The sequence below is a fragment of the Variovorax sp. YR634 genome (assembly GCF_900106655.1).
Classification (GTDB): Bacteria; Pseudomonadota; Gammaproteobacteria; order Burkholderiales; family Burkholderiaceae_C; genus Variovorax.
In genome coordinates this window covers 1-13,802 of record NZ_FNOL01000041.1, presented here as the reverse complement: position 1 = coordinate 13,802, position 13,802 = coordinate 1, and the positions used below count along the sequence as shown (strand labels likewise).

Genomic DNA, 13,802 nt, shown 5'->3' with positions numbered 1-13,802 from the left:
TCCAGCTCGCGCAGCGGCAGCGCCTCCAGCCCCGTGAGCAGCGCGGCGGTTTCGGTGCGGCCGTGGGTCTCAACCACGCCGATGAGCACGTCGCGCCCGGTGGCGCGCTCGCGCTGCGCGGCGCTCAGCATCGCCCAGGTCTTGCCGACACCGGCACTGGCGCCGAAGTAGATGCGCAGCTTGCCGCGCAGTGCGCGCGCTTCGTCGTTTCGCAGTTGGGCCAGCAGGGCGTCGGGATCAGGGCGGGAAACGTCGTTCATCGGCGGCACAGGTTAGCGCATCGGATTAAATGTCGACTCACCCTAACGACGTGCATGCGCAAGCCGCCCTGCGGATTCCGCGGAGCGCAGTTCTTCCGCCGTCAGCAGGTATGCGGGGTTGTTGGTCAGCCGCTCGATGGCCAGGTCGATGAATGCCTTGGCGCGCGCGGGCTGGGCCGCGCGGCTTCCGTAGTAGACGAACACGGCCGAACGGTCGGCGGCGTGCTCGCTCAGCAGCGGTATCAGCCGCCCGGCCCGGATGTGCGCGCTGGCGCTCACGCTGGTCATCGAACCGATGACATGCCCGGCCAGCACCGCTTCGGTTTCCAACGCTTCGTCGTTGACGCACAGTGCCGGAACGATGTGATGCTCGACGACATCCTCCCCGACCTTCACGTACCAGGGCATGACCTTGCCCGTGCTCGGGAGACGGAAGCCGCTGCAGCGATGCGCAGCCAGCGCGTTCAGGCTGTCGGGCGCGCCATGGCGGTCCAGGTACGACGGGGCCGCGCAGACGATGAGCTGGAGGCCGAACAGCCTTCGCGCAATGACGCCCTCGGCCGGCGACGGGCCGACGCGAAAACCCACGTCGACCCGGTCTTCCACCCAGTTGCCGATGCGGTCGTCCAGTTGCACGTCGGGCTGCACTTCAGGGTAAAGCCTGCAGAACTCGTCGAGCAGGGGCCAGAACACAGGAGCGAAGGTCGATCGCGGCCCCACGATGCGCAGCGGCCCGGCAATCTCGTCGGTTGCCCGGCGCGCCATGTGCAGGGCGCGCTGCAGGCCGAGCAGCGCGGGCTGCGCGGCTTCCAGAAACTGCCGCCCCTCGTCGGTGAGCGCCATGCTGCGCGTGGTGCGATGGAACAACCGCACACCCAAGTGCTGCTCCAGCTGGGCCAGGGCCTGGCTGGCGGCTTGCGGCGTCATCCCTTGCGCCGCGGCGGCCTGTCGCAGGCTGCCGAGTTCGGCCGTCCTGGCGAATGTGGCGATGGAACGCAGTTCATTGATAGGCATAAAGGCCTCCAGTGTGGCCGTCGATTATCAAGAGCAACTTGTCAGTGCATCAAGGCCGTTCCGCCTAGTTCGGCCCGGGGGTACCGGCCTACATTGGCGGATTGCAGTTGTTCGAGATGAAAGGCACGCGGCACGGCATGAATACCCCCGACGAACCCACCACCATCTCCAGGCGCGATCTGCTGATTGCCGGGGCCGCTTCGGCGGCAGTGGTCGCGGAGGCTCCCGCGGCCAACGCGGCGACGACACCCGCGCCAAAGCTCTCCGGCCTGTCGAAGACGACCATTGAAGTGAATGGCAAGACGCACGTCCTGACGCTGGACAACCGCACCACCCTGCTCGATGCGCTGCGCGAGCACCTGCACCTGACCGGCACCAAGAAAGGATGCGACCACGGCCAATGCGGCGCCTGCACCGTGATGGTGGAGGGCCGCCGCATCAACTCGTGCCTGACGCTGGCGGTGATGCACGAAGGCGCCAAGGTCACCACCATCGAAGGCCTGGGCAAGCCGGGCGCGCTGCATCCGATGCAGGCTGCCTTCGTGAAGCACGACGGCTACCAGTGCGGCTACTGCACGCCGGGGCAGATCTGCTCCGCCGTCTCCGTGCTGAACGAGATTCGCGAAGGCATCCCCAGCCACGTGAGTGCCGACCTGACGGCCAGACCCCAGGTAACGATGGTGGAACTGCGCGAGCGCATGAGCGGCAACATCTGTCGATGCGGGGCCTACAGCAACATCGTCGATGCGATCACCGAAGTGGCCGCGGGGAGAACGGCATGAAGTCCTTCACCTACGAGCGCGTGTCTTCGCCGACGGAAGCCGTCATGAAGGCGGCAAGGGTGCCGGGTGTGCGCTTCATCGCGGGCGGCACCAACCTGCTCGACCTCATGAAGCTGGAGATAGAGACGCCCGCTCACCTGATCGACGTCAACGGCCTGGGCTTCGACAAGATCGAAAGCACGCCAGACGGTGGCCTGCGCATCGGCGCGCTGGTGCGCAACACCGATCTTGCCGCCGACAGCCGCGTGCGGCGCGACCACGGTTTGCTGTCGCGCGCCCTGCTCGCCGGCGCATCGGGCCAGCTGCGCAACAAGGCAACGACCGCGGGCAACCTGCTGCAGCGAACGCGCTGCCCCTACTTCTACGACACCAACCAGGCCTGCAACAAACGCCAGCCCGGCAGCGGATGCTCGGCCATCGGCGGATACACCCGGCAGCATGCGATCGTGGGCACGAGCGATGCATGCATCGCGACACATCCCAGCGACATGGCCGTCGCGATGCGCGCGCTCGATGCGGCGGTGGAGACCATCCGCGCCGACGGCTCGCGGCGCACCATCCCCATCGCCGACTTCCACAAGCTGCCCGGCGCTACGCCGCATGTTGAAACATCGCTGGCCCCCGGCGAGCTGGTCACGTCGGTCAAGCTCCCCGCTCCGGTGGGCGGCAGGCACATCTATCAGAAGGTGCGCGACCGGGCCTCCTATGCCTTCGCGCTGGTTTCGGTAGGTGCGATCGTGCAGCGCGACGGCAGTGCTCGCATTGCGGTGGGCGGCGTCGCACATAAACCGTGGCGCGTCGAGGCGGCGGAGGCCGAGATGCCTCGCGGCGCCAGGGCCGTGACCGCGGCATTGCTTGCCGGCGCCAAGCCCACTTCACAGAACGCCTTCAAGGTGTCGCTGGTCGAGCGCACGCTCGATGCGGTGCTGACGCAAGCCAGGAGCTGAGCGATGAAGTTCGACACCCCCGCCACCACCAACCCCATCGACCAGCTGAAGGTGATCGGCCAGCCGGTGGACCGCATCGACGGTCCGCTCAAGACCACGGGCACTGCGCCCTATGCATACGAGCGGCATGACGTGGTGCCCAACCAGGCCTACGGCTACATCGTCGGATCGGCCATTGCCAAGGGCCGGATCGTTTCGATCGACCTGAGCCGCGCGAAGGCCGCGCCCGGCGTGATCGCCATCGTCACCCACGAGAACGCAGGCAAGCTGGGCAAGGGCAACTTCAACACGGCCCGGCTGCTCGGCGGCCCCGTCATCGACCACTACCACCAGGCCGTTGCGCTCGTCGTGGCGCAGACCTTCGAGCAGGCGCGCGCCGCGGCGCAGCTCGTGCAGGTGAAGTACGCACGCGCCGAAGGCAGCTTCGGCCTCGCGGATGCGAAGGCTGCTACGGACAAGAAAACGATCAACCGCGACAACACCGTCGGCGACTTCGCCAGCGCATTCACCAAGGCCGAGGTGCGGCTGGACCAGACCTACACCACGCCCGACCACTCGCACGCGATGATGGAGCCGCAAGCCACCATCGCCGCGTGGGATGGAGACAGGCTCACCGTGTGGACCTCGAACCAGATGATCGACTGGACCACCGGCGAACTCGCGAAGACGCTGGACATGCCCAAGGACAAGGTCCACCTCATGTCGCCCTACATCGGCGGCGGCTTCGGCGGCAAGCTGTTCCTGCGGGCGGACACGCTGCTGGCGGCGCTGGGCGCGCGCATTGCGCGCCGGCCGGTCAAGGTCGCGCTGCAGCGCCCGCTGATCGCCAACAACACCACGCACCGGCCCGCGACGATCCAGCGCATCCGCATCGGCGCCACCGCGCAGGGAAAGATCACCGCCATCGGCCATGAAAGCTGGTCCGGCAACCTGGTGGACGGCAAGCCCGAGAACGCAGTGCAGCAGACGCGCCTGCTCTACGCGGGCGAACACCGGCTCACCGGCACCCGGCTGGCTCTGCTCGACCTGCCCGAAGGCAACGCGATGCGCGCACCGGGCGAGGCGCCGGGGCTGATGGCGCTGGAGATTGCCGTCGACGAAATCTCGCAGCAACTGGGCATCGACCCCATCGAATTCCGTGTGCTGAACGACACGCAGGTAGACCCGGCCAACCCGAGCCGTCCGTTCTCGCAGCGCCGCCTCATCGAGTGTTTGCGCACGGGTGCCGAGCGCTTCGGATGGAACAAGCGCAGCGCGCGGCCCGGCCTCGTGCGCGACGGCCGATGGCTTGTCGGCATGGGCGTGGCGGCGGCGTTCCGCAACAACCAGGTGATGAAGTCGGCTGCGCGCGTGGCATTGGATGCGCGCGGCGTTGTGACGGTCGAGACCGACATGACGGACATCGGCACCGGCAGCTACACGATCATTGCGCAGACGGCCGCCGAGATGATGGGCGTGCCGCTCGAACGCGTGGTCGTGCGGCTCGGCGATTCGCACTTTCCCGCGTCCGCCGGCTCGGGCGGGCAATGGGGCGCCAACTGCTCGACGGCTGGTGTCTACGCTGCTTGCACCAAGCTGCGGGAGGCCGTCGCGCAGCGGGCGGGCCTTGACTCCGCCGGCGCCGTTTTCGCGGACGGCATGGTGCGCGCCGGTGGCCGCAGCGTGCCGCTCGCCGGTATCGCGGCCGGCGAGAGCATCGTCGCGGAAGACGTGCTGGAGTTTGGCAACCTCGACAAGCAGTACCAGCAGTCCACCTTCGGCGCGCACTTCGTGGAAGTCGGGGTCGACGCATTCACGGCCGAGATACGGGTGCGGCGCATGCTCGCCGTCTGCGCCGCGGGCCGGATCCTCAACCCCAAGTCGGCGCGCAGCCAGGTCATCGGCGCGATGACCATGGGGGTAGGAGCCGCGCTCATGGAAGAGCTCGCCGTGGACGAGCGCCTGGGCTTCTTCGTCAACCACGACCTGGCCGGCTACGAGGTACCGGTGCATGCCGACATCCCGCACCAGGAAGTGATCTTCCTGGACGAGACCGATCCGATCTCTTCGCCGATGAAGGCCAAGGGCGTCGGTGAACTCGGCATCTGCGGCGTGGGTGCGGCGGTGGCGAACGCGATCCACAACGCCACGGGCATACGGGTGCGCGACTATCCGATCACGCTGGACAAGCTCATCAGCCGGATGCCTGACGCGGCTTGAATTGCATCCGCGTCCGGCGGCGGTGTGCACAAGCCGCACAACACTTGTCGCCGTGCCGGCCTAGTCGCTGTCCGCTGCCGTTCCTAGACTTCCTCATCACTTTTGATGAATCTCTTCCAGGAACAGCAACCATGTCAGGACTCTCTCGCCGCGGACTCATGAGCGTATTGGCCGTGCCCTGCGCGGCCAGCATCGTCGGCACTTCCGCTGCCGCACCCGCGTCTTCCCCCGCACCGACGCCGACCCTCCGCGCCATGTCGGGTGCCAAACCTCTGCAGCAATTGAACGGCAAGGCCACTGCCTTGCTGGTGATCGACTTCCAGAACGAATACTTCACCGGCCGCATGCCCATTGCCGACGCATCGGATGCCGTCACCCACACGAAGCGCCTGCTGGCGTGGGCGGACCGGCACGCTTTCCCCGTGTTCCAGATACAGCACGTGGCACCGGCAGGCTCCGCGACCTTCGCCCAAGGTGGCGACACCGTGAAGTTCCACGCAGACATGCAGCCGAGGGCGCGCGATACGGTCGTGCAGAAGACCACCGTCAGCGTGTTCGCAAGCACCGACATCGCACAGCGCCTGCGCTCGGCCGGCGTGCAGACCCTCGTCATCACCGGGCTCATGACCCACGCATGCGTGGCCGGTGCGGCCCGCGACGCCGCTGTGCAGGGCTTCGACGTGGTGGTGTCGTCCGATGCCACGGCCACCCGGTCGATCCGCCGCGAGAACGGCGACACCGTTTCGCACGACAGCCTGCATCGCGCAGCGCTGGCCGAGATCGAAGACACCTTCGGCGAGGTGCTGACCACCGCGCAGATCCTGGCATTGCCGGTTGCCTGAAAATGCGAGGAATCTAAGAAACCCGCAGGAGGGCGGCGCATGGATCAGGTGAAGGCGATGCGCGCCTTTCAACGCATTGCGCAGGCGAAGAGCCTTTCGTCGGCGGCGCAGTCGCTGGGCACCACGCACTCCAGCCTGTCGCGTCAGTTGCAGGCACTGGAGGCGTCGCTCGGCGCGCAGCTGGTGCGGCGCGACACGCGCGGTATCACGCTGACTGAAGCGGGGCATCGCTATCTCGCCGCCTGCACGGACATCCTCTCGCGACTGGATGCGGCCCATGCCGATGCGGCGGCGGATAGCAAGGCGCCCTCGGGAACACTGAAGGTAAGCATGCCGCTCTCGATCGCGACGCTGGAGCTGCCCGACTGGCTGCCGGCCTTCCAGGCGCGGCATGCAGGCATCCGACTGGAAGTCGTTTGCACCGACCGCTTCACCAAGCTGGTCGCCGAAGGCATCGACGTCGCGCTGCGCATCAGCGCCGAACTGGAAGATGCCTCGATGATGGCGCGGACGCTGGCCATCTCCGACATGGTGCTGGTCGCCGCGCCACGCTATCTGGCCGAGCACGGCCTGCCCCGCACGCCGGAAGACCTGTCGCAGCACCAGTGCCTGCAGCACAACGGGCCGGAAAGCCCTGCGCACTGGACCCTGCACATGCGCGACGGCCGGCAGCAAACGTTCAGGCCCGAGTCGCGCTTCGCTTGCGACACGATCACCGCGTTGTATTCGGCCGCGAAATGCGGGCTGGGCATTGCGGCGCTGACATGGCACACGGTGCGCGCCGATCTTCAAGCAGGTGCGCTGGTGCGCGTTCTGCCGGAGGTCACGCTCGGTCAGCGCACTTACGCGGCGCTCTATCCGCGCACGCGGCACGTGCAGCCCGCGGTGCGCGCCTTCATCGATTTCATGGCGACTCACTACAGATAGACAGATAGCAAGGCACCGGGTTGTCACAACCCGGGTGGGTGGCGCGTCTTCTTCAGGTCAGCGGGAATCCCCGCGTAACCCTGGAGAACTCGACATGCACAGCCTTGCACAAATAGCCCCGGCCTATGACGGCCATTGCCACGCCTTCATCGACAGGCCACCGGCATCTTTTAATAATCAAAGTACTTTCTTTGATTAATAATGGACGTCGTAATGAACAAGCAATCAAGGGCGTGGCTAGGCGCCGGCCTCGCGACATTGGTAATTGGAGGAGCCGGCTACGGGCTCGTCACGAAGCTCACGCCGGCGCATGCGGAGGGTGGCGGCAGGCCGCCGGCCAAGGTGGCGGTGGCCACCGCGCAGAAGACTGAGGTGGCGCGCTTCCTCAGCGGCATCGGCACGCTGGAGGCCAACCGGCAGGTCGAAGTGCCGGCGGAAGTGGAAGGCCGCGTCGCGAAGATTCTCTTCACGCCCGGCGGCGAAGTGCGCGCGGGGCAGCTGCTGGTGCAGCTCAACGACGCACCCGAGCAGGGCGACCTGGAGCGCCTGACGGCCCAGCGCGCCAATGCCAAGGCACTGCTCGACCGCACGCGCCGCCTGGTGCCGCAGCAGGCGGCCACGCAGGAACAGCTCGAACAGGCGCAGGCCGCCTTCGACCAGGCCAGCGGCGATCTGCGGCGCGTGCAGGCGCTGCTGGAGCAGAAGCGCATCAAGGCGCCGTTCGACGGCGTGCTCGGCATCCGCCGCGTCAACCTCGGCCAGTTCGTGCGGGCCGGCGATGCGCTGGTGTCGCTCACCGACAGCCGCACGCTGTTCGCCAACCTCACGCTGCCCGAAACAGCGCTGCCCGTGCTCAAGCGCAACCAGCAGGTGGCGCTCTCGGTCGACGCCTATCCGGGGCGCGTGTTCCAGGGACGGCTCAGCACCATCGAGCCGCAGATCGGCAGCGACACGCGCACGGTGCGCCTGCAGGCCACCATCGACAACGCCGATGGCGCGCTCACGCCAGGCATGTTCGTCAACGGCAAGGTCGCGCTGCCCGCGCGTGCCGACGCCATCACCGTGCCCGAGACGGCCATCACCTACAGCACGCACGGCGACTCGGTCTTCGTGGTGCGGCCCGCCGAAAAAGGCGACGGCTTCACGGCGCAGCAGGTATTCGTGAAAGCCGGCGAGCGGCAGGACGGCCTGGTCGTCATCGAGAAGGGCCTGATGCCCGGCGACAAGGTCGTCACCTCCGGCCAGCTGCGCCTGTACACCGGCGCCGCCGTGATGCCGACTGCAAAAGACACGCTGGCCGTCGCGCAGGAATCGAAGTCATGAAGTTCACCGACCTCTTCGTGCGCCGCCCCGTGCTGGCGCTGGTGGTGAGCACGCTCATCCTGCTGCTCGGCGCGCGTGCGCTGGGCGACCTGCCGGTGCGGCAGTACCCGCTGACCGAGAGCACCACGCTCACCATCACCACGCAGTACCCCGGCGCTTCGCCGGAGCTGATGCAGGGCTTCGTCACGCAGCCGATCGCGCAGGCGGTGGCGACCATCGAGAACGTCGACTACCTCTCGTCGTCTTCCACGCTGGGCCGCAGCGTGATCAGCGTGCGCATGAAGCTCAACGCCGATGCCAACCAGGCGCTCACGCAAGCCATGGCGCAGGTCAGCCAGGTGAAGTACCGGTTGCCGGCCGAGGCCTTCGACCCGGTCATCCTCAAATCGTCGGGCGAGGCCACCGCGGTGGCCTACGTCGGCTTCTCGAGCAAGACGATGCCGATGCCGGCACTCACCGACTACCTCTCGCGCGTGGTGCAGCCGCAGTTCGCTTCCATCACCGGCGTATCGGGCGTCGAGGTGTCGGGCGGGCAGACGCTCGCCATGCGCGTGTGGCTCGACCCCAACCGCATGGCCGCGCGCGGCATCTCGGCCGGCGAACTGGCCGACGCGCTGCGCCAGAACAACGTGCAGGCCGCGCCCGGGCAGGTGAAGGGCCTGTACGTGGTGTCGAACATCCGCGTGAACACCGACCTGGTGAACGTGGCCGAGTTCCGCGACATGGTGGTCAAGCGAGACGGCGACGCCATCGTGCGCCTGGGCGACGTGGCCACGGTGGAGCTGGGCGCTGCAAGCGCCGACAGCAGCGCGACGATGGACGGCGTGCCCGCCATCTACCTCGGCCTGCAGGCGGCGCCCAACGGCAACCCGCTGGTGATCGTGAAGCGCATCCGCGAGCTGCTGCCCGGCATCAAGCAGAACCTGCCCCCGGGCGTTGAAGTGCAGTTGCCCTTCGAGCTGGCGCGCTTCATCGAGGCCTCCATCGACGAGGTACGGCACACGCTGCTCGAAGCCATCGCCATCGTGGTGATCGTGATCTTCCTGTGCCTGGGCTCGATCCGCGCGGTGCTCATTCCGGTGGTGACGATTCCGCTGTCGATGCTGGGCGCCGCCGCGCTGATGCTGCTGTTCGGCTTCAGCATCAACCTGCTGACGCTGCTGGCGATGGTGCTGGCCATCGGGCTGGTGGTGGACGACGCCATCGTGGTGGTGGAGAACGTGCACCGCCACATCGAGGAAGGCAAGTCGCGCGTGCAGGCCGCGTTGATCGGCGCGCGCGAAGTGGCCGGCCCGGTGATCGCGATGACGCTCACGCTCGCTGCGGTGTACGCACCCATCGGGCTCATGGGTGGGCTCACCGGTTCGCTCTTCAAGGAGTTCGCCTTCACGCTGGCGGGTGCGGTGGTGGTGTCGGGCGTGATCGCGCTCACGTTGTCGCCGGTGATGAGCTCGTTCCTGCTGCCGCAGGACACCGCAGGCAGCCGCATGGCGCGCGCTGCCGAGGCCTTCTTCCACCGGCTCGCCACGGGCTATGGCCGGCTGCTCGACGTGTCGCTGCACCACCGCTGGGTGACCGGCGCGTTCGCGGCGCTGGTGCTGGTGAGCCTGCCCTTCCTCTACAACGCGGCGCAGCGCGAGCTGGCCCCGGGTGAAGACCAGGCCATGGTGCTCACGGCCATCAAGTCGCCGCAGCACGCGAACATCGACTACGTCGAGAAGTTCGGCAAGAAGTGGGACGAGGTGTTTGCCACTCTGCCCGAGAACACCGGCCGCTGGCTCATCAACGGCTCGGACGGCGTGTCGAACAGCATCGGCGGCGTGCAGCTGTCCGACTGGAAAGACCGCAAGCGCAATGCAGACCAGATCCAGGGCGACACGCAGGGCCGCATGAATGACGTGGAAGGCAGCAGCGTCTTCGCGTTCCAGCTGCCTTCGCTGCCGGGCTCTACCGGCGGGCTGCCGGTGCAGATGGTCATTCGCAGCGCGGGCGACCATCGCACCGTGTTCGAGGCGATGGAAGCGCTGAAGAAGTCGGCGCGCGACAGCGGCAAGTTCGCCGTGGTCGACAGCGACCTGGAATTCAACAACCCCACGGTCGAGATCCGCGTGGACCGCGCCAAGGCCAACAGCATGGGCGTGACGATGAAGTCCATCGGCGACACGCTGGCTGTGCTGGTGGGCGAGAACTACGTCAACCGCTTCGGCATGGACGGCCGCTCGTACGACGTGATTCCGCAGTCGCCGCGCGAGCAGCGCCTGTCGGCAGAAGCGCTGTCGCGCTACTTCGTGAAGAGCGCGAGCGGCCAGCCCGTGCCGCTGGCCAACCTGGTGCAGTTGTCGACCAGCGTGGGGCCCAACAAGCTCACGCAGTTCAACCAGCTCAACGCGTCCACCTTCCAGGCCATTCCGATGCCCGGCGTGACCATGGGCGACGCGGTGGCCTTCCTGAGCGAAGAGGCGAAGAAGCTGCCGGCCGGCTTCAGCTACGACTGGCAGTCGGACGCGCGGCAGTTCACGCAGGAGGGCTCGGCACTGGTGATGGCCTTCGTGTTTGCCATCGTCGTCATCTACCTGGTGCTGGCCGCGCAGTACGAGAGCCTGCGCGACCCGCTGATCATCCTGATCAGCGTGCCGATGTCGATCTGCGGCGCGCTGGTGCCGCTGGCGCTGGGCTTCGGCACCATCAACATCTACACGCAGATCGGGCTTGTGACGCTGATCGGGCTCATCAGCAAGCACGGCATTCTGATGGTGGAGTTTGCCAACGAGATCCAGGTGCACGAGGGCCTCGACCGGCGCGCATCGATCGAAGAGGCTGCGCGCATACGGCTGCGCCCCATTCTGATGACAACCGCCGCGATGGTCGTGGGCCTGGTGCCGCTGTTGTTCGCGAGCGGCGCGGGCGCCAACAGCCGCTTCAGCATCGGCCTGGTGATCGTGGTCGGCATGCTGGTGGGCACGCTGTTCACCCTGTTCGTGCTGCCCACCATGTACACGCTGCTGGCGCGCGACCACCGCGCGGCGGGCCGCTCGCGGCGCACGGCTGAACTCGATGCGCTGGCCGAAGGAGCATGACCATGAACCGACTCTTCTCATACACCGCGCCCTTTGCGTTGAGCCTGCTGGTGCTGGCCGGCTGCGCGGTCGGGCCGGACTACAAGGCGCCGGCCGACGCACCCGTTGCCATCACTGCGCCCGAGCGCTCGCTGTTCGCCGACGACGCCGTGCAGCGCGACTGGTGGCGCCAGCTCGACGATCCGCAACTCGATGCGCTGATCGACCGCGCACTGGCCGAGAACCACGACATCCGCATCGCCCAGGCCCGGCTGCTCGAAGCGCGCGCTACGCAGACCGAGGCGGAGCTCGACCGGCTGCCGGTCGTTACCGCCGGTGCGAGCAAGACGCGCAGCATTGCGCAAGGCAACAGCGGCACGCAGCCTGATGTGCGTTCGCTGTCGCAGAGCAGCCGCGCGGGCTTCGACGCCTCGTGGGAAATCGATTTGTTCGGCCGCCTGAAGCGGCTCGACGAGGCAGCGACCGCGCGCACCGATGCCAGCGCCGCCGATCTCGAACAGGTGCGCATCGTTGCCGTGGCCGAGCTGGCGCGCAACTACTACGAGATGCGCGGCGCCGAGCAACGCATTGCCGTGACGCGCAGCACGCTCGACAGCCTGCGCCAGAGCCTGCGCGTGACCGAGGCGCAGGTGCAGACCGGCCGCGGCCTCGAAGGCGATCTGGCAAGCGCGCAGGCCAACCTGGCAACCACCGAAAGCCAGCTGCCTGCGCTCGAAACCACACGCCGGCAGTCGGCCTACCGCGTCGCGGTGCTGGCCGGCCTGCGCCCCGGCGAGCTGGAGCCGATGCTGCAGCTGCGCCAGCTGCGCGTGCTCGACAAGCGCCTGCCCATCGGCGACCTGGCCGAACTGCTGCGCCGCCGGCCCGACGTGCTGCGCGCCGAGCGCGGCCTGGCGGCCAGCACGGCCGACGTGGGTGCGGTCACGGCCGAGCTGTATCCGCGCTTCGACATCGGCGGCTTCCTGGGCTTCGTCGCGCTGCGGGGCTCCGACCTGGGCAGTTCGCCGAGCCGCGCCTTCAGCGTGACGCCGGGCGTGAGCTGGCCGGCTCTCCGGCTAGGTTCGGTGAAGGCCCGCGTGCGTGGCGCCGAGGCCCGCGCCCAAGGCGACCGCGCGCTCTACGAGCAGACCGTGCTGCGCGCCATCGAGGACGTGGAAGGCGCCCTTACCGGCTACGGCCAGAACCAGTTGCGCCTGCAGCGGCTGGTGGAAGCCTCCGCCCGCAGCGGCCGCGCCGCCGAGCTGGCCGAGGTGCGCTACCGCGAAGGGGCCGCGCCCTACCTGAGCGTGCTCGATGCGCAGCGCACCCTGCTGCGCGCGCAAGACGCGGTGGCCGAGGCGGAAACCGCCTCGTACACCAGCCTCGTCGCGCTCTACAAGGCGCTGGGCGGCGGCTGGCAAGCACCCGCCGCTGCGAAGGGAGTGCCAACCACCTGACAATGGCGCTGTTTCCTCCCTACGACCGAATCCGCCATGTCCGCCCCCGATGCCAAGCCCACCTGGATGCCGCACCAGCCGGCAGACCGCATCCTCTCGACGCTCAAGACCCGCGGCGCGCTCGGCATTCCCGACATCGCCAAGGTGCTGAACGTCACGGTGGAGGCGGTGCGCCAGCAGATGGCCAAGCTGGAAACCGAAGGCCTGGTCGACGCCGAGAGCCGCTCCAGCGGCCGCGGCCGACCCACGCAGATCTGGCGGCTCACGGGCGAGGGCCACAAGCGCTTTCCCGACACGCATGCCGAGATGACGGTACAGATGATCAGCGCCGTCATCAGCGTGTTCGGCGAGAAGGGCATGGACCAGCTCATCAGCGCGCGCGAAGCCACCATGCGCACCAACTACACCGAGGCCATGCGCGGCGCGCGCAGCCTCAAGGCGCGGCTGGAGCGGCTGGCGGAAATCCGCAGCCGCGAGGGCTACATGGCCGAGTTCCGGCCCGACGAACAGGGCAAGGGTTTTCTATTCATCGAGAACCACTGCCCCATCTGCACCGCGGCGCAGGCCTGCACGGGCTTCTGCCGCAGTGAGCTGCAACTCTTCGACGAAGTGCTGGGGCCCGACGTGAGCGTCAGCCGCGTCGAACACGTGCTGGCGGGCGCGCGAAGGTGCGCCTACCGGGTCGAACCCAAGGCGAATGCCTGACTCTGTTTTTTCAGCAACCACCACAAGGAAACCACGATGGAACACAAGCTCCCACCCCTGCCCTACGCCCTCGATGCGCTGGCACCCGAGTACTCGCAGGAAACCCTCGAATACCACTACGGCAAGCACCACAACGCCTACGTGGTGAACCTCAACAACCTGCAAAAGGGCACCGAGTTCGAGTCGCTCACGCTTGAAGAGATCATCAAGAAGTCCAGCGGCGGCATCTACAACAACGCCGCGCAAATCTGGAACCACACCTTCTTCTGGAACTGCATGAAGCCCCAAGG

Annotated in this window: 10 protein-coding genes and 2 pseudogenes; 10 read left to right on the top strand and 2 right to left on the bottom strand. The window is 67.5% G+C overall.

Annotated elements, in window-relative coordinates; genetic code table 11:
- Together BLV60_RS33365 and BLV60_RS33360 are read right to left on the bottom strand one after the other, a co-directional pair.
- Positions 1-260 (bottom strand): annotated as a pseudogene (locus BLV60_RS33365) (hypothetical protein); the annotation flags it as partial.
- Between the two features lie 42 nt (positions 261-302).
- A complete protein-coding gene (locus BLV60_RS33360) occupies positions 303-1,274 on the bottom strand; it encodes a LysR family transcriptional regulator (RefSeq protein ID WP_093060015.1) in 972 nt (323 codons plus the stop codon).
- A gap of 137 nt (positions 1,275-1,411) precedes the next feature.
- On the opposite strand from BLV60_RS33360, the gene paoA reads away from it, so the two are divergent.
- The 10 genes and pseudogenes from paoA to BLV60_RS33310 form a co-directional block, all read left to right on the top strand.
- A complete protein-coding gene (paoA, locus tag BLV60_RS33355; protein ID WP_093060017.1) occupies positions 1,412-2,056 on the top strand; it encodes an aldehyde dehydrogenase iron-sulfur subunit PaoA in 645 nt (214 codons plus the stop codon).
- The gene (locus BLV60_RS33350) at positions 2,053-3,003 is read left to right on the top strand and encodes an FAD binding domain-containing protein (protein WP_093060013.1); all 951 of its coding nucleotides are present in this window, start codon (positions 2,053-2,055) and stop codon (positions 3,001-3,003) included. The genes paoA and BLV60_RS33350 overlap by 4 nt, the downstream gene beginning before the upstream one ends.
- 3 nt (positions 3,004-3,006) lie before the next feature.
- Entirely contained in the window at positions 3,007-5,202 is a 2,196-nt protein-coding gene (paoC, locus tag BLV60_RS33345) for an aldehyde oxidoreductase molybdenum-binding subunit PaoC (RefSeq protein ID WP_093060011.1), read from the top strand.
- A 131-nt stretch (positions 5,203-5,333) separates the two neighbouring features.
- On the top strand, positions 5,334-6,044 hold the full coding sequence (locus BLV60_RS33340) for a cysteine hydrolase family protein (RefSeq protein ID WP_176929083.1): 711 nt from the start codon (positions 5,334-5,336) through the stop codon (positions 6,042-6,044).
- Positions 6,045-6,083: 39 nt separating this feature from the next.
- The gene (locus tag BLV60_RS33335) at positions 6,084-6,971 is read left to right on the top strand and encodes a LysR family transcriptional regulator (protein WP_093060007.1); all 888 of its coding nucleotides are present in this window, start codon (positions 6,084-6,086) and stop codon (positions 6,969-6,971) included.
- A 213-nt stretch (positions 6,972-7,184) separates the two neighbouring features.
- The gene (locus tag BLV60_RS33330; protein ID WP_093060005.1) at positions 7,185-8,294 is read left to right on the top strand and encodes an efflux RND transporter periplasmic adaptor subunit; all 1,110 of its coding nucleotides are present in this window, start codon (positions 7,185-7,187) and stop codon (positions 8,292-8,294) included.
- Positions 8,291-11,371 carry a MexW/MexI family multidrug efflux RND transporter permease subunit gene (locus BLV60_RS33325; RefSeq protein ID WP_093060003.1) on the top strand — a complete coding sequence of 1,027 codons (3,081 nt, stop codon included), beginning with the start codon at positions 8,291-8,293 and terminating at the stop codon, positions 11,369-11,371. The genes BLV60_RS33330 and BLV60_RS33325 overlap by 4 nt, the downstream gene beginning before the upstream one ends.
- The gene (locus BLV60_RS33320; RefSeq protein ID WP_093060001.1) at positions 11,368-12,807 is read left to right on the top strand and encodes an efflux transporter outer membrane subunit; all 1,440 of its coding nucleotides are present in this window, start codon (positions 11,368-11,370) and stop codon (positions 12,805-12,807) included. The genes BLV60_RS33325 and BLV60_RS33320 overlap by 4 nt, the downstream gene beginning before the upstream one ends.
- A gap of 36 nt (positions 12,808-12,843) precedes the next feature.
- Positions 12,844-13,512: a helix-turn-helix transcriptional regulator gene (locus BLV60_RS33315; protein WP_093059999.1), complete on the top strand. Its 669-nt coding sequence runs from the start codon at positions 12,844-12,846 to the stop codon at positions 13,510-13,512.
- A gap of 36 nt (positions 13,513-13,548) precedes the next feature.
- A pseudogene (locus BLV60_RS33310) lies at positions 13,549-13,802 on the top strand (superoxide dismutase [Fe]); the annotation flags it as partial.